Consider the following 16,382-nt stretch of genomic DNA (forward strand, 5'->3'; position numbering starts at 1 on the left):
AATGCAACAATCGCTCTCGTCTCACATTGTCGCACGCTGTTCATATATCTTCGTAAAAAAACACAGTAGCGTGTGCAGTAAGACACTTCGTTAGTGTGTTTGTATTATTTATCTTCTATAGCCTAACTGGATTGAGATTGTATTGGCAGTATCAACGACATCGGCAATAATCTGATCTAATTTTTCCGGATTCATACGCTGCGTAGGGCCGGACATGCTGATTGCTGCAATCACGCTCCGGCGATGATCGCGCACCGGTGCGGCAATACAGCGCAGTCCGCTTTCAATCTCTTCATCATCCACAGCATAGCCCTGGCGGCGGATTGTCTGGAGGTGCTGCTGCAAGGCCGCCCCATCGGTAATTGTTTTTTCCGTAAATTTTTTTAATTTCTTTTCCGAAACTATTTTTTCGACTTCCTCATCAGCCAAACCGGCCAGCAGCATTTTGCCGACACCGGTACAATGGGCCGGGTTGCGGCCGCCAATTTGGGATGAGATACCAATAGATTGCAAGCTGGCTACTTTGTCAATATAGACAACCTCCCCCTGCGACAACACCCCCAGATGCGCTGTCTCGCCATGTTTGGCAACCAATTCCCGCAGCGGCGGTACGGCAAGTTTCCGTATATCCATACTGGCGTGAACAATCTGTCCCAGCTCGAACAGCTTCATTCCCAATGAATACCGGGCAGATGTCTGATCCTGCTGTACTAACCCCAGTTGTTCAAGGGTAGCAATAATACTGTAGGTGGTACTCTTGCTCAGGCCGATAGTTCTGCTGATATTACTCAGGCTGTCTTCATTGCCGTTAGCAGCCAGATGGTCTAAAATACTAACCGCCCTGGCAATAGATTGAATCTGCTTACTGTCATTTGTCGAATTTCGCATATTTACACCCTTTTCATTGGTACCGGCAATTTCGGCTGAAACCCGGTCTTTATGAATCCGCTGCAAACTACTTAAGCATCAGGTCCAGCATGGGGCCACAGCTGCGCAATACCTGCAGATGAATGGTTTTCAGGGGAATTTTATGTTTGACTGCAATGGTTTTGCAGTCTTCAAATTCCGGGGCGATATTCATGACTTTGTCGTTCAGCTTGCCAACTTTGACTTTAACCGTTCCCCACTCGGTCTCGATATTCAGCATTGAGACATCAATATGCGTGGTTTCGCAGCCTAGGATACGAACCCCCAGGGTACTTGTTTCCGCCAGCAGGATCTGCACGATGTCGCTGACCTTACCGGCTGCTGCCATAACAGTGATTTTGGTGCCGGGACGGTTCTTCTTCATAAGGATCGAAGTGAGATACACCTCATGGGCTCCGGCCGCAAACAGGCGCTCCATAACATAGCCATAAACCTGCGGATTCAGGTCGTCAATATTAGTCTCAATGATCTTAGTTTCACCGGCAGCGCCTAAGTTATTACGCAGTTCCTTATCTCCCAAATATAAGCGCAGAACATTAGGTATGTCAATATCCCGGCTGCCAGACCCATAACACACCTTCCTGGTTATAAAATGAGCCGGGGGTGACCCAAAGCCTTTGGCCAGCGCAGCGACAATGGCCGCACCGGTGGGAGTCACCAGTTCCTTCTTAATACCCTCGGCATAGAAAGGAATTCCCGTTAACAGCTCCGCTGTTGCCGGGGCCGGGACCGGCATAAGTCCATGACTGCATTTAACATAGCCTGATCCGACATGAAGGGCTGAAGCATATATTTCCACGATTCCCAGATATTCCAGACCGATTGCGGTTCCCACAATGTCAACAATGGAATCAATCGCACCTACCTCATGAAAATGAATTTTATCAACAGCAACCCCGTGTACTTTGGCTTCGGCAGCAGCTAACCGGGAAAATATGGCTAACGAATGTTTTTTGACCTGATCGGACAACAGGCTATCTTCAATAATTAACCGGATATCATTAAAATTACGGGCAGGCTGGAACCATTTGTTAACATCGACATTAAAATATCTGGCCCTGATGCCATTTTTTGATACTTCCTTATCAATGAGTTTATACGATGACAAGGCTAGTTTTTTCAGCTCCGCTTCAAGGTATTCCAGCGGCATGCCGGCGTCCAGCAAGGCACCAACCATCATATTGCCGCTGATACCCGAAAAACAGTCAAGATAGGCAATCGTCATGCTGCTTACTCCTTTTGTGTAGGTGGTTGAATAAACATCACCAGGTACAGTACGACATTATCGCATATTGTTCGATAATTTAGATATATCTCTATTCTACATAATAATTGCAATTCCTGCAATAGTAAAAATTTTTTTAATAAGAAAAACCGCTGGCTCGGTCTTTTGGCTTTCGGCAATGGCCGGGGGGTTACCGGGGTTGCGGGACCGCCGCCTCCTTGCCCAAGCCGGGCCATTGACCTTAGCGCCCCTTGTTTTATAAGTACTTTCAGCCTCTCAACTTATACTTTCTGATCTTATAAAAAAACCTCCCGCTGGCAGGGAGGCTTTATCCTGTATAGCTTTTACACTAATGTACGCGTTCTTCATAAACACGGACGATAACCAACAGCGCTAATAATGGACCTGCCGCTAATATCCACCAGACATAGTTGAAATTGCCGGTAAAATCCAGCACTTGCCCAATAACCCAGGGACTCAGCAGGGATGCCATCTGGAATAAGCAGTTGGCCACACCGTTGGCCGTAGCGGCCCGGGTTATACCTGCTGTCTGCGATATCAGCACTGTAAGCTGGGGATTAGCCAGATAAGAGCTGAAGCCGCCGGCGAAGCCTGTTAAATACAACAGTTCCAGTCTAGTTTGATAGCCGAACAAAATAGTAACCGGTACGACAAGGATAAAGGCGATGATCACCAATGGCTTTCTGCGCCCGAGCCGGTCGGATATAATACCCGATACAAGCGGCGCAATCGCCCCCCCCAAGCCATAATATGCCATTACCGTACCGGCCTCACGCACCGAAAAGCCCAGGCCCTTAATATAAACATTGGCCCAGGTGGCTGTCCCCAGCTGCAGCCACATCAAAAAGAAACCGGCAGCAGAAAGCAACATCAAATCTCTGTTACCAAATATATATTTTAACCCTGATAAAACGTCTTCCCGTTTCTTGTCAACACTGTAATTAACTTTCATCAGGAAAAATACCAGAACACCGGCAATGATCGTCAGCAGCCCTACGGCCTGAAATGCCCCCCGCCAGCCAAACATCATGTTTAGAAAGGGTACAAGAATATTAGTTATCAAAATTCCGCTGGAAGGCGCTGCCGTCAATATGCCAAAAGCCAATCCCTGCTCTTTAGCCGGAAACCATTCCACAAGGGCCCGGGAACAGGAGGAAAATACAGCGCCCGAACCTAAGCCGGCCAGAATCCGCAGATTAAAGCCCACTTCATAGTTATTGATCAGTGAAAACGAAGCTGTCGCAAAGCCTTCGATAATTAAGCACACCGCCAGAATGATCCGTACGCCAAATCTATCCGCCAGTATGCCGGCCGGTATCTGCGTGGCGACATACCCCAGATAAAATGCACTCATAAAGGCTCCGGCCTGGCTCATATTCATATCTAAAGCGGGAACTATCACCGGGATTAACGGCGGCCAGGTAAACCGGGTAATAAAGCTAAATAAAAAACACAATACACAGAGTACTAAGATCACCCACCGGTACTGTAAAGACTCAGTCCTGTTTTGCATAGTAGCCTCCTTTATAATGGCCTAGACGTGTAGACAACTCAATGTATATATACGACATATTTTGACAATATTCCTTGTATTAAAAATATTTAGATTTATCTTTTTCAAATGCTGCTGCCTTTAACCAGGAAATTAAGCTGATCTCAGAAAAACACAAAGGTCTGCATAGCACACAGCTTTTACTATCACAGACCTTCGGCGGTTCTATATTTATAAATTTCTAATAATTGCATACACACTTTTTATACTTTCCAGCCGCATCGGCGCAAAGAGGCCGCTGCTTGTACCAAAAATAAAGCCACTGCCGCGGCCCGCTGCCGCGGCAATTTTGCGCACCGCCTGCTCAAGGAACTCCCGGGAGTGCGGTTCAATCAGCGCCGCCGGGTCCAGATTCCCCCACAAGCAAAGCTTGCGGCCATATTGCTGCTTTACGGCCCCGATATCCATACCGGCCAGCGTTTCCAGACACTGCAGCCCGTCAAAGCCGGCGGCGGCGATATCCGCAAGCACCAGGGCCAGGTTACCGTCAGAATGGAAAAATACCGGCAGCCCCAGCTGTTGGGCATGGGCAGTCTGGCGGGCCAGCGAGGGAAATAAGGACTGCCGCAACAGGGAAGGGCGGGCAATGACGCCCTGATTAAAAGCAATGTCGTCGGCAAGAATAATACCGTTTATACCGCTGGCGGCCAGCCTGTCCATCAGCGACATATTCAGCTGTTCAACAGCGGCCGTTAATTCCAGGAAATCCTCATGGTGCCGGATCATTCTGGTCATCAGCTGCTCAAATCCCAGCAGCCGGAACCCCCAGCCCATCGGGCCGTCAAGTACCGCAAATGTAAACAAGTCAGACTTTGTCCAGTCCTGCAGCTCACCAAACACCACAGCCTGCGGCGCCGGCAGCCGGGCTGATGACTCATCGGCAACAACCGGGTGCAGGCACACGGCATCCAGGCCCAGAGTCTGCACAAACTCCAGCCGGTGTCTAAAGACAAGCTCGGTCTGGCCAAACATGGTCTGAATCAGTGCATCGGCAATAACCAGCTCTGCGCAGGGTATCCGGTCAACTGGCTGCCGTTTAATCGCCGCCGCCACTCTTGTCTTGTGATTCATAATACCTCCCTGCAAATTCCGGCTGGTTACTTCTGCGCGATTGCTTTGCTCCAGTCCAGACATATTTCCACACCCTGCCGGGCATCATCGACCCAGGCATCGGCCCCGGTATACTCTCTTACTTTTTCATTCACCAGACCGCCGATAAGGACCTTGATTTTTGAATTGCGTTCCAGCAGCCGCACCAGCTGAATGGTCCGCTTTAAAGCCTCAAAGCCGGGCGACAGCAAGGTGCATAAACACAGGATCTGAGCGCCTGATTCGGTTAAGGCCAGCATGAATTTATCAGGCGGCACATCGACCCCCAGGTCGTAGACCTCAAAACCGTAGCACCGCAGCAGGGAGCCTACCAGATTTTTGCCGATATCATGAATATCCCCCTCAATCGTTCCAAAAACGATTTTGCCGATAACAGGCTCCTTGGCGGCCAGTTCCACAACCGGCGCAATCATGTCCATAATCTGGGAAAATATCTCCGACGAAAGAATGAGATCACCCAGAAAGTATTCACCCCGGGAATACCGTTCACCCACGGCGATCAGGCCCGAGCGGCATTCCTCAACAATGTCCAATGGATAAACACCGGATTCCAGACTTTTCTTAACCAGTTCCAGCGCCAGCGGCTCATCAAGCTCGCTGATGGCGTTTGCCAGGAGTGCTAACACTTTAACGTCCCCCCTTTAACGGTTGTATATCTGAAATTAATGAATACCGGTCACTGCGGTAATAGAAAACACCAATGCCAACAGGCTGATCGTCACCAGTGTACAGGACCTGCTGCAGCCGTAATACAGGTGCTCCCGGTACAAGCTGCAGGTATTTGGCGTCAAATTCACTGACACTCTCGGCGGTCAGCATTGCCTGGCTCCTCACCGGCAGGAAGTCGGTGTGAATGGCAATAATCTCCGAAAACGCCATATACTGAAACTCATTTTCCAGAATAGGCCGGCCTTTTTTATAACACATATATTTATGCTCAACAGCAACCGCTTCGCCGTCAGCCGACAACAGCCGGCAATAGTATAAAATCCCCTGGCTGGGCAGCATGCCGATTTTCTGAGCAAACTCCGGCAGCTCTTTGCGAAAGCGGACATGCACCAAGCGGTGCCCGGTCTTTTTCCCCTCCTGGGCCATCTTGGCGGTAAACTCTTCCATGACAAACAGGGCGCGGTCCAATGACGGCCTGGAGACAAATGTGCCCCGGCCCTGCTGGGCACTGATCAGGCCCCGTTCAGCCAGCAGGCTGAGACATTTCCGCACCGTTGTCCGGCTCAATTCATATTCCCGTCCCAGATCATTTTCCGACGGCAGCGATTCTCCCGGTTTAAACTCACCAGCCAGTATCCGTTGCTCTAATATTGTTGCCAATTGATAAAAGGGCGGGGTAAATAAATTTTTATTAATTCTGTCCATTCCTTGTAGCAGCCACCTTATGCCAGCATCTATCCTTTATAGTTTCTACATGGGTGGAATCTTCCCTGCTTGCCTGATGAAAAAAGCTCCAGGGTATCAAGGGGGCGGCCCCGGGTACCCCCTGGACCGCCGCAGTTTTTTAGTAGTAGAATTCAAATTTTACCATATAGTTTTTATCAAGACGGTCGGAGGCCAGGCTGGTCAGGCCTCTTTCCTTAACTTTGAAATCCTGATATTCCAGCGACAGCAGGAGATTTTTTGCAATTACATTCTGGTAAGCCAGCATCAGCACATTGACATTATCGGTCCCGTGAGCGGAAACATTGTAGGGCTGGGCAAGATTGCTGACGGCCGTTTGGTCATAGCCGCCGGCGCCATTGGGGATGGCTCCCGGATCAATGCTGCGGTATCCGACCAGCCAGGCATCACTGCCCACTTTGGACGGATTGACCAGATTTACCGCCGGATACAGCACAGCCGGTCCCTGGCTGTTGCTGAACTGCACGGCCCAGGCTTTGGGATTGGACCCCAGCCCGTCCCGGGCATTGACAAGCGAGGTGCCGACATAGTCGCCCAGCAGCGTATACTTGCCAAGCTTGTAGTCAAAGCCGGCCGACCAGCCCTTCGACTTGTCATAACTGCCCCGGTTGGTGTTAAGCAGACCTTTACCGTCAGGGCTGCTGGTTCCCACAGCGTTGGCCCAGTAGTAGCCTGTCTTAACATTCAGGTCGTTATTCACCTTAAAACCGACCTGGGCGGTACTCAGCTGATTTTTGTTGGCCTCGGTGGACGGCCTGATGGTGCCTGTCCAGCCTTTGAAGCTGACGTCGCCGAACCGTTTGTTAATGGTGACACCGTCATAATTCAAGGGGCCGCCGAACAGGCCGGTTGTATAGAAATCAAGGGCCGACCGGCCGACGCGGATATTGTCTGACCCCAACAGCCCCTGGACCGTCACATTCATGATATCCAGGCTGATCTCCGAGCCGGAGCCGGGATAATTGACGCTGCCGAATTTATTGCCGCCGGAGGTTGTAATCCGGCCGATCCAGGAAATATCTTCATTGATCCGGCCCCAGAATTTAATCCGCTGCCGGAAATCAAACTGCTCCGAGCCGCTTAAGCGTTTGCCTGATGCCGGATTAGGGTCGTTGGCAATATAACGCATCCGCGTTTCACCGCCAAGCCAGGTGTTGGTTTTGTTTTCCACCTGGGCGACCCGGGCGCCGAGGCGGTTGAGCTCACTATTAAACTCGGCCGACAGGGTATCGATGATCTCTTTATTGTTTTCATCGGCCCTCTCGAAATTATCCATGGCTTTGGCCACAATAATGGCGAATTCGTACCTGGTCAGGACCCTGTCGCCCCGGAAGGTGCGGTCATTGTAGCCGTCAATAATCCCGGCTTGGGCCAGCTTGGCCACCGCGTCATAGGCCCAGTGATCGGCCGGCACATCACTGAACGACGTCGCCGCTGCCGCCGACACGGTGCCGGTCAGGGCCGGCGTCCCGGCCATGGTAATACTCATAAGCGCCAGGGGAATGATTGCCAGCAGTTTATTTACTTTTTTCATAATATATTCCTCCTCCATAAAATCACAGACATTTTTTTAAACTCTTCTGATAATTTCAGCTATGGATTGGCAACCAGCGGCCGGCCGGCGCTGCCGGTTGCGGCCCTTCCGCCTGCAGCCGGCAGCTTGCCCTGATGATTACATGGTCCAGGTCCACAGCCAATTAAAGGCCATCGCCTCTAGCTGATCCCAGGGCTGCTGAATCATAGCCTCATCCCCCCGTACACCGCCTAGCTCCTTGACCCTTGTCGCCCACGGGGTGATCCGGTACTGTCTGGCGATATCATCAGGAGCAGACGCAGCTGCCGCCGGCGGTTTCGGCACCGGTTTGCAGTTTTTGTCATACCAGCCGTATTGCATAATCGTATCAATCATGGCCCGGAAGTTTTCCGGCTTGGTGTCATAGGGTATATTACAGCCGCCATTGATGATAAAGCCGCCGCCTTTACCCACAGTCTCGCACAAATGGTGTACCCGTTCAGCAACTTCAGCCGGTGTCCCCAGGATAAAGGTAGAATCGTGTATTCCGCCCGAGATAGCCTGCTGCCGGCCAAAATCGGCTTTAGCCTTAAAGATATCCCCCTGGGTGTCAATATCGCAGAGCACCTTGCCCTGCGGCAATTCATTGAAGTGATGCCAGTGTTGTTTCCAGTCACCTTCCAGATAGGCCCGCACAGTATACCCGGCGGCAATTAATTTTTCCAGCACCCGCTTAAAGGATGGCCAATAGAAGGTGTCAAACTGCTTAGGCGACATAAAGCAGGCTTTATGGGTTGGCACAAAAATCGGGTAGCGCCGCAGCGGATCGGCAGTGGACAAGGCAAACCGCACCATGACGTCAACAAGCACATCGCAGGCCTCCAGCACCTGCCTCGGCCGGCGGTAGGTATCCATCAAGGCCCCCCGTAAGCCGCGCAGCACATCCCCCAGCACATCAAACGGCGCGATAAAAACCCCGGTCGTAGGCTGCGGCATTCCGCACACTGTTTGTAATTGCAGCGACCGGTTGCGCATGATATTATTCATCATCATCTGCCCCATACCGGCTTTCAGAAAAGCCATATGGGAACGGTTGGCATCCGGGCTGCCATATTCACCCAGGACCCGGGGCAAAAATTTGTTCAGCATAAATAAACCGGGGTCCTGAATAAGCAGCTCATACTCATCAGCCTGCATGTATTCTTCTTCAACAAACTGGAAGTGCTGGTTAGGAGGCAGGTCCCGTCCCGGCAGCTTATAGGTTTTGCAGCCAACTGCATCATACAGGGGCGCCCAGACGCGATTGTCACGTAAGGTGTCAATCTCTGGAAAGTCTTTTATGAAGGCCATCTCCGCCTGCAACCATTTATCAGGATCATAGATAATCTCCTGATTGGTGGCGCCGGAATATACCTCGGCCAGATAGCAGGAACCGGAGGCAATGGGAATCCTGTCGGTTGGCTCCAGTGCAATCGTAGCCTGATATCTTCCTAATCGCTCATCATATAACTTTTGCATTTCCAGAGACATTGGCCATACCTCTCTTCATGTTAATTATCTAATTTACAGCGGCGGTTTGGCTTTTTCTCCCTACAGGCAACAGCAGCAATATGCCAACAAGCGGTCCTGCCGCCATCATCCACCATACGGTATTAAAACTGCCGGTAGCATCAATAGAGAAGCCCAGGATCACAGGGCCAATCATCGATGCCAGCTGGAATATAAAGTTGGAAATGCCGTTGGCGGTTGCCGCCCATTCTTTACCGGCAAATTCCGAGATTAAGATAGTCAGCTGCGGGTTGGCCATATAAGAGCAAAAGCCAAAGGCAAACCCCACGATACACAACATACTTAATGTTGTCTGGTACCCGAAATACACCGTCAGGGGAATAATCGCCACATAGGACAGGATCAGCAGCTTTTTGCGATTGCCCATCCGGTCGGAAAGATACCCTGATACCATGGGCGCAATCACGCCGCCGATGCCATAAAGGATCATGACCAAACCGGCATCAGCCAGCGAGAAACCTAATTTCTTAATATAGGCGTTGGCCCAGGTGGCGGTTCCCAGCTCTACCCACATCAGGCAGAAGCCGGCGGAAGCGGTCAGCAGAATATCCCGGTTGCCGAATACTACCTTAAATCCGCCCAGCATACTCTTTTCACCCTTGGGCTCATCGGTCGTGCGCACCAGGAAATAAATAGCGATCCCCAGCAATACGGTGGCAATACCAATAGACTTAAATGCCCCCTGCCAGCCAAAGGCCTGATTCAAAGCCGGCACAATATAATTGGATAATACGATGCCGCCTGAGGGAGCAGCCAGCATAATCCCAAAGGCGATCCCCCGTTCTTTCGCCGGGAACCATTCCATCAGGGCGCGGGAGCAGGCCGCAAATACGGCGCCGGCCCCCAGGCCGGTCACCGCCCGCAGCCAGAAACCGGTATCATACCCCTGCATATAACCCATACCGAAGGTGGAAACCCCTTCCAGGATTAAACTGATCGCCAAAATTAAACGTACGCCAAAACGGTCGGCCAACACCCCGGCAGGGATTTGCGTCACCACATAGCCAAAGTAAAAAGCACTCATAAAGGCCCCGGCCTGGGTCATTTTCATGCCAAGCGCAGGGACGATCACCGGGATAAGGGGCGGCCACGCAAACCGGGTTACGAAAGTAAACAAAAAGCATAAGAACATTAATGCCAGTACTACCCACCGGTACTGATTAAACTCGTCCTTCTTCATCTGCGTTTCCATACTTACCTCCCTTTTTTTGCCTGTAACAGCTAACCTGAACTCGCCCTCCTTTCATTACCGGGATAGCGGCTTGCCGCTTTTCGCCTAGTCGAATAGTTGTCTACACAAGTTTTTATTCTGCATTATCTGTCAAATTCCTGCATAGTTTTCTAATAATTTATAATATTTTATTATATCTAATATACTGCTGTTAACTTTTTTAATAATGCCCGTTTGCACGGTATATCATACTGCTTACCGGAGCACACTAATTATCAGCTAATTACATTAGGTTAGAAAAACTTGGCTTATGCCAAGTAAAAAATCTCGCTCCGGCCTACGTCGTTACTCTGGCGAAAAATCCGGCCAATATCGCAAAAGATATTGCAAATTGTAATTCTGTTGTACCACCCTTTGCGCACTATTTGTCCATTTATTTGCTATGAGGAATAAGAAATCCAGGCGGGGAGCGGCCGGATTATAAATTAACATATTGACGGGCTTAAATTCGAATGCTATAATTATGGTTTTTAAGTTGATATTTATCTAAAATTATGTTATACTTAATAACATCGTTACTAGGGGGTGACTTCATGTTTCAAATTGGTGATAAAATCTTCTACCCGATGCATGGCGGGGGTATTATCGAGAGCATTGAGGAAAAGGAAATGTTCGGGCAAAAACAGCTCTATTATGTCGTGAATATACCTCATAGGAACATGCAGGTAATGCTCCCTTTTGATAAGACCGAGAGGCTCGGTATGCGCCCGGTTGTCGATCCGGACAAACTTGATGACGTTCTGAGTACCTTCCACAACCACGGAGAAACTGAATTGATAATGAATGACACACAAAGACAGCGCGCGAACATGTCCAAAATGAAGACAGGCGACATCTATGAGGAGATTGCGGTCATCCGTGATTTATTGCGTATTAAAAACAAGCGGAAACTGGGTATGGCTGACAAGAATATGCTTGATAATGTCCGTCAGATTCTTATCAGCGAGGTCGTACTGGTCAAAGACATTCCTCATGAACAAGCCACTAATTTCTTAGATGAAATGTTTACTGTCAAGTAACACTATGGTTAAACATCCTGGATTATTGACCAGGATGTTTTTTTTATTACTATTAAATTCCGCGCCGGACTGCCGGCAGACGCTTGTATAGCGGCCGCCGGCAGTCTATTTGTTAATTTCCCAGGCATCAATCAGCAGGCCGCTGTGACTGAACGCGTTAACGCGCAGCCAATGGCCGCCGGTTTCAACGGTAATGTAGGTTGCTGCTGCTACCGGATTGTGAAAAAACCGGTTCCATTCTTTCGCAGCCGTATTCAGGTATGTTTTGGTCCCGCTGCGGCCGCTGGCCACGTAAATTGTGCCCCCGGCCGGACTGCCGGCTGCGGCCCCGCCATACAGAGGATAGGTGCGGGCATAGACGTGATCATGACCGGTAAAAACCAGGTCAACGTGATATTGATCAAAAATAGGCCCGAAAACCTGGCGGAGACTGGGATTTTCCGGATTAGGCTTATTGTTGTAAAGCGGCCGGTGTATAAAGGCAATCTTCCATTTCTTATCAGTGAGCATTAGGTCCCGCTGGAGCCAGCGGCTCTGTTTGTGCAGCATATCAGGCTCAAATTGCCGCTGTTCGCCGGCCTGGCTGTCCAGCATAATAAAGTGGACATCACCATAATCAAAAGAATATACCTGCCCCTTAAGCCCCGCAGGGCCATTCTGCGGCAGCTTGAACTGGGCTGTAAAAAAAACCGGTTTTGAGAATTGCCGCGCTGGTGTATAACACTCATGGTTACCGGCAACAGGCATGGCCGGGATTGTATCAATAACACCCCGGGCCGCGCTAAACCAGCCAGCCCAGTGGGTATAATCCTGGCCCACATCCACAAGATCGCCCACATTGGTAAAGAACACAGCATCCCGGTTAGCCTGAAAGGCCTGTCTTAGCGTTGTTTGCCAAACACCATAATTGATACTCTGCGAATCACCGAACACCAGAAATTTAAAGCCCGGAACCTGGGCGCCGGCGGTGGTAAAGGCATGGGGCTCACTCCAGTGGTCCGGGGTACCCACCCGGTATAGATAACGGGTGCCAGGCTTGAGACCGGTCAGGGTCACAGAATGAATAGCCATATCGCCGGTATTGGTGCGCAGCACCTCAATACCAGCCGCGGCCCTGGCGCCGGCAGGAAACGCGATAAAGTCAGCTGCTTCCGCATACTCCGCCTGCCCGCCCACCGTGGCCGCCCCTGTCCGCCAGGTGATCGTCTGGGTGGTTGCCGGATCGTCGGTCCATGTTAACGTAATATGATCAGGCCAGGCATTGGGCGCGGGCATAATGGCAGCAGACAGCAAGGCTGTGGAACTCAGCAAGATGACAGCAATTAAACATAAAATCTGTACAAAGATGAGTGGTTTTCGCATTATCTCACCTACTTGTCGGTTTAGAACTCCCGTAAGCTGATCTGCAGTATGTCAGCTAAATGCATAAAACTGCTGGCTTGGGCCTCTGCTTTTGCCAACAGGGCAATCAACGCACAGGTACGGGCATCATGCAGGGCATTATGATGCTCAAACTCAATGGCAAATCGCCTGGCTAAGGTGGATAACTTATAGTTTTCCAGATCTGACCAGACCTTTCTGGCAATATCAACCGTACAGGCATAACGAAACGCAGGATAGGGCAGCCCGTATTCGTTAAGCATACCCCGTAACACACTGATATCAAAGGCGGCATTATGAGCAATTACGATTTTATGCTCCAGGTGCGGTCTGATTCGGTCCCACAATTCCGCAAAGGTGGGCTTATCCTGCACGTGTGCCGCCGTTAGGCCGTGAATCTTCGTATTCCAGTAATTGAATTGCAGCACAGGCGGACGGATCAGCGAATAGGCCGTGCGGACAATAGCCCCGTTTTCTACCGTAATCGCCGCCAGGCTGCACGCACTGGCCCGGCTGCTGTTGGCGGTCTCAAAATCAATAGCAACATAATTCATATCCAGGTAACCCCGCCGGCCGCTATGGCAGCCGGCGGCCTTTCTGTTCCTAATAACCCTGCCCCGGCCAGGCACGTAAGCATCATTTCCCGGCACATAAGCTAAAAACGCCCTGCAAGGTGCCTGAAGTCAGGGCGTTCTCTTATCTCTCAGCCATTATCTTAAAACCGTTAACCCTGTTGAAATTCCGGGGCCAGTGGGGCCAGCGACGCTGGCAATAAAACCATCGTCCCGTACTATCCCCATACAGTAATATGTATAAATAATCAGTATTGATTATACGTCTAATGTTGTTTTTTGGCAAGCTAATTTGCGCGCTGCTATTCTCCCTGGCCGGCATTGAGCTGCCGCGTAAGGATGTCGCCCAGCCCCTTCACCCCTTGCCGGCTTTCAGCTGAACAGACAACGGCAAAACTCAGCCGGATAAACCGGTCAGGAGCGTGACCTTGGGGAAAAAGGCCGTACCAGGTGTTAGCAGGATGCCTTGCCGTTCAGCCGCCTGGGCGGAGATTCAGCAGGGCTTTAGCTACAATATCGATTCCTTGCTGGGCGCCTGATATAATTTGCACATTATCAGCCTGGGTCCTGATCCCCTGCGCTTGTAAGTATAGCGCCGCGTAAAGGCTGAAATCCCTGACTGTCCTGGTAACTGAAGGCATTGCCCTTATCTCTGTCCAGTACCTCAATCAGGATATTCTTAAAATCATCGATCGGCAATAAATCAGGCGGCGGCATAACAGTGGCAAAATCAATACCGCTGGCCGGCACCGGTCTGTTAGGCATAACCTCAACCGTATCGGCAGCAGTTCCGGCCGGGCTTTCATCATCCGGCCGGCCCGTGCTCTCCGCTACATAGCTGCCGCTGCCGGCCCGGGAAAAGACATAGCCGTTTTGTTCCAGCAGTTTGTAGGCCCCCACCACAGCACCGGGATTAACCCCAGCAAGGAGGCTAGCTTGCGCACAGGCGGCAGTAAATACCCATAACTTAACCGCCCGCTCACAATGAGCTCCAGCAAATACTCATATAATTGCACATACAGAGGCCGCTTATCTTCTTTACTTAATTGTATCGATACAAAATTGGAAAAATCCAGACTCATATTGAGTTCTCCTTCGCCACTTGTTATAATTAAAAAAATTCAGTACCGGCCCAATAAAATTGTATCGGTACAATCATTTTAGTAAATACAATTATTTACGCAAAGTAAACAATATCTACATAGATAAGCTAATGATCCGCTCATGGTAGTCACTTTATCCGATGTTTCAATCCACGCGCCCGCAAGGAGCGCGACAAAATTACCCGGAAAACTGTGTCCATAACCTATGTTTCAATCCACGCGCCCGCAAGGAGCGCGACGGTCTAAAGGTGAGTGTAGAGGCCGTAAGACAGGTTTCAATCCACGCGCCCGCAAGGAGCGCGACTATAGCACTAATTTAACCACAGGTAAAGTCATCGGTTTCAATCCACGCGCCCGCAAGGAGCGCGACCTAATAACAATGGAGCAATTGCAACAACTAGAAGTTTCAATCCACGCGCCCGCAAGGAGCGCGACGCGTATACAATTTAATATCATCACGATAAGCAGGGTTTCAATCCACGCGCCCGCAAGGAGCGCGACAGATTCCAGGGCCATCTTATCTCGGGATGCAAACGTTTCAATCCACGCGCCCGCAAGGAGCGCGACATGGTCGGAGCAAAAGAAGATGAGGTTACCAAAGTTTCAATCCACGCGCCCGCAAGGAGCGCGACAAAAGAACTATTGCCCCAAAAACCCGCAAAAAGGTTTCAATCCACGCGCCCGCAAGGAGCGCGACAAAATATTTCATTGCGGCTCCGTTACTGAAATGTTTCAATCCACGCGCCCGCAAGGAGCGCGACGAAAGCCCGAAAGGAAGCGCCCAAGAACCCTATGGTTTCAATCCACGCGCCCGCAAGGAGCGCGACGCCCTTGTTACTCCGGTATATCGCCATCTAGCTTGTTTCAATCCACGCGCCCGCAAGGAGCGCGACCGTCCACGCAGCGGATCTTCCCAATCCGGGCATGTTTCAATCCACGCGCCCGCAAGGAGCGCGACCCATGTCGTACCCTTATAGATCAGCGCCACGTTGGTTTCAATCCACGCGCCCGCAAGGAGCGCGACCTTTAAAAAAATGAACTATGTTACAGGCGGATTTGTTTCAATCCACGCGCCCGCAAGGAGCGCGACTTAACCCAATAGCATCAGCTAATTGTGCTATAGGTTTCAATCCACGCGCCCGCAAGGAGCGCGACAGATACCCGCCATGCCGGCAGTTGCCTTGGCAAGTTTCAATCCACGCGCCCGCAAGGAGCGCGACTCTAGTTTAAGGCACTGTAATTCTGTTTTTAGCGTTTCAATCCACGCGCCCGCAAGGAGCGCGACCCCCGATCCCACAAACTCATATAAATCAAGCTCTGAAATCGCTATTTTTGCGAACCGAGTAAAATCGAACTTAAAAATTAAAAATTCTATAGCCTAAGTTGCTCGAATCCTTGTAACATCAATACTGCGAATATCCCGGGGAAATAATGTTCACTTGGGATTCGCATCAGATCATTAAAACACCTTCTGGATCATAAGCCGTCTTAGCACCGATATGCTCAATACGATTCTTCCAGTTGTTTCCAAGGAAATAATAACGCAAACTGTCGGTCTCAACGTCAATGATCGCTTCTAAACGATGCTTAAGTTCAGCAAATTGTGTTGGATCAACGAGACATTCAAAAACCGAGTTTTGCACCCGTTGCCCATAATTCACACATTGTTTTGCCACCCGGCGAAGCCGCCTCTTACCGGCATCAGTAGTGACACTTACATCATAGGTAATCAAAACCAGCATTGTTT

15 protein-coding genes and 1 CRISPR repeat array are annotated in these 16,382 nt (G+C 50.4%); of the genes, 1 reads left to right on the plus strand and 14 read right to left on the minus strand.

Annotation, left to right across the window (positions count from 1 at the left end):
* Positions 1 to 108: 108 nt before the first annotated feature.
* The 9 genes from SPTER_RS18180 to SPTER_RS18220 form a co-directional block, all read right to left on the minus strand.
* Positions 109 to 888, minus strand: coding sequence for an IclR family transcriptional regulator (locus tag SPTER_RS18180; RefSeq protein WP_144351679.1), 780 nt, complete (start codon positions 886 to 888; stop codon positions 109 to 111).
* Positions 889 to 955: 67 nt separating this feature from the next.
* Entirely contained in the window at positions 956 to 2,152 is a 1,197-nt protein-coding gene (gene larC / locus SPTER_RS18185; protein WP_144351680.1) for a nickel pincer cofactor biosynthesis protein LarC, read from the minus strand.
* Between the two features lie 349 nt (positions 2,153 to 2,501).
* A complete protein-coding gene (locus SPTER_RS18190) occupies positions 2,502 to 3,686 on the minus strand; it encodes an MFS transporter (protein WP_144351681.1) in 1,185 nt (394 codons plus the stop codon).
* Positions 3,687 to 3,896: 210 nt separating this feature from the next.
* Positions 3,897 to 4,796: a uroporphyrinogen decarboxylase family protein gene (locus SPTER_RS18195; RefSeq protein WP_170233317.1), complete on the minus strand. Its 900-nt coding sequence runs from the start codon at positions 4,794 to 4,796 to the stop codon at positions 3,897 to 3,899.
* 26 nt (positions 4,797 to 4,822) lie between these two features.
* Positions 4,823 to 5,461, minus strand: coding sequence for a cobalamin B12-binding domain-containing protein (locus SPTER_RS18200; RefSeq protein ID WP_144351683.1), 639 nt, complete (start codon positions 5,459 to 5,461; stop codon positions 4,823 to 4,825).
* A 1-nt stretch (position 5,462) separates the two neighbouring features.
* Complete coding sequence (locus SPTER_RS18205) at positions 5,463 to 6,209, minus strand: GntR family transcriptional regulator (RefSeq protein ID WP_144351684.1); 747 nt, start codon at positions 6,207 to 6,209, stop codon at positions 5,463 to 5,465.
* Between the two features lie 139 nt (positions 6,210 to 6,348).
* The gene (locus SPTER_RS18210) at positions 6,349 to 7,782 is read right to left on the minus strand and encodes an S-layer homology domain-containing protein (protein WP_170233318.1); all 1,434 of its coding nucleotides are present in this window, start codon (positions 7,780 to 7,782) and stop codon (positions 6,349 to 6,351) included.
* 138 nt (positions 7,783 to 7,920) lie between these two features.
* A complete protein-coding gene (locus SPTER_RS18215; RefSeq protein ID WP_144351686.1) occupies positions 7,921 to 9,291 on the minus strand; it encodes a uroporphyrinogen decarboxylase family protein in 1,371 nt (456 codons plus the stop codon).
* A 28-nt stretch (positions 9,292 to 9,319) separates the two neighbouring features.
* A complete protein-coding gene (locus SPTER_RS18220) occupies positions 9,320 to 10,522 on the minus strand; it encodes an MFS transporter (protein WP_144351687.1) in 1,203 nt (400 codons plus the stop codon).
* A gap of 572 nt (positions 10,523 to 11,094) precedes the next feature.
* Between SPTER_RS18220 and SPTER_RS18225 the strand changes: the two genes are divergently transcribed.
* The gene (locus SPTER_RS18225; RefSeq protein WP_144351688.1) at positions 11,095 to 11,580 is read left to right on the plus strand and encodes a CarD family transcriptional regulator; all 486 of its coding nucleotides are present in this window, start codon (positions 11,095 to 11,097) and stop codon (positions 11,578 to 11,580) included.
* 105 nt (positions 11,581 to 11,685) lie between these two features.
* Here SPTER_RS18225 and SPTER_RS18230 read toward each other — a convergent pair whose 3' ends face one another.
* The 5 genes from SPTER_RS18230 to cas2 form a co-directional block, all read right to left on the minus strand.
* Positions 11,686 to 12,942 carry a purple acid phosphatase family protein gene (locus SPTER_RS18230; RefSeq protein ID WP_144351689.1) on the minus strand — a complete coding sequence of 419 codons (1,257 nt, stop codon included), beginning with the start codon at positions 12,940 to 12,942 and terminating at the stop codon, positions 11,686 to 11,688.
* A gap of 20 nt (positions 12,943 to 12,962) precedes the next feature.
* Positions 12,963 to 13,514: a 3'-5' exonuclease gene (locus tag SPTER_RS18235; RefSeq protein ID WP_144351690.1), complete on the minus strand. Its 552-nt coding sequence runs from the start codon at positions 13,512 to 13,514 to the stop codon at positions 12,963 to 12,965.
* 573 nt (positions 13,515 to 14,087) lie between these two features.
* Positions 14,088 to 14,435 carry an aminotransferase-like domain-containing protein gene (locus SPTER_RS24860; RefSeq protein WP_170233319.1) on the minus strand — a complete coding sequence of 116 codons (348 nt, stop codon included), beginning with the start codon at positions 14,433 to 14,435 and terminating at the stop codon, positions 14,088 to 14,090.
* The gene (locus tag SPTER_RS18245) at positions 14,363 to 14,614 is read right to left on the minus strand and encodes a GntR family transcriptional regulator (protein WP_144351692.1); all 252 of its coding nucleotides are present in this window, start codon (positions 14,612 to 14,614) and stop codon (positions 14,363 to 14,365) included. The genes SPTER_RS24860 and SPTER_RS18245 overlap by 73 nt, the downstream gene beginning before the upstream one ends.
* A 163-nt stretch (positions 14,615 to 14,777) precedes the next feature.
* Positions 14,778 to 15,920: direct repeats of the CRISPR family, unit length 32 nt; unit sequence GTTTCAATCCACGCGCCCGCAAGGAGCGCGAC.
* Between the two features lie 166 nt (positions 15,921 to 16,086).
* Positions 16,087 to 16,377, minus strand: coding sequence for a CRISPR-associated endonuclease Cas2 (cas2, locus tag SPTER_RS18250; RefSeq protein ID WP_144351693.1), 291 nt, complete (start codon positions 16,375 to 16,377; stop codon positions 16,087 to 16,089).
* Between the last annotated feature and the right edge of the window lie 5 nt (positions 16,378 to 16,382).

Source organism: Sporomusa termitida, from assembly GCF_007641255.1.
GTDB classification, from domain to species: domain Bacteria; phylum Bacillota; class Negativicutes; order Sporomusales; family Sporomusaceae; genus Sporomusa; species Sporomusa termitida.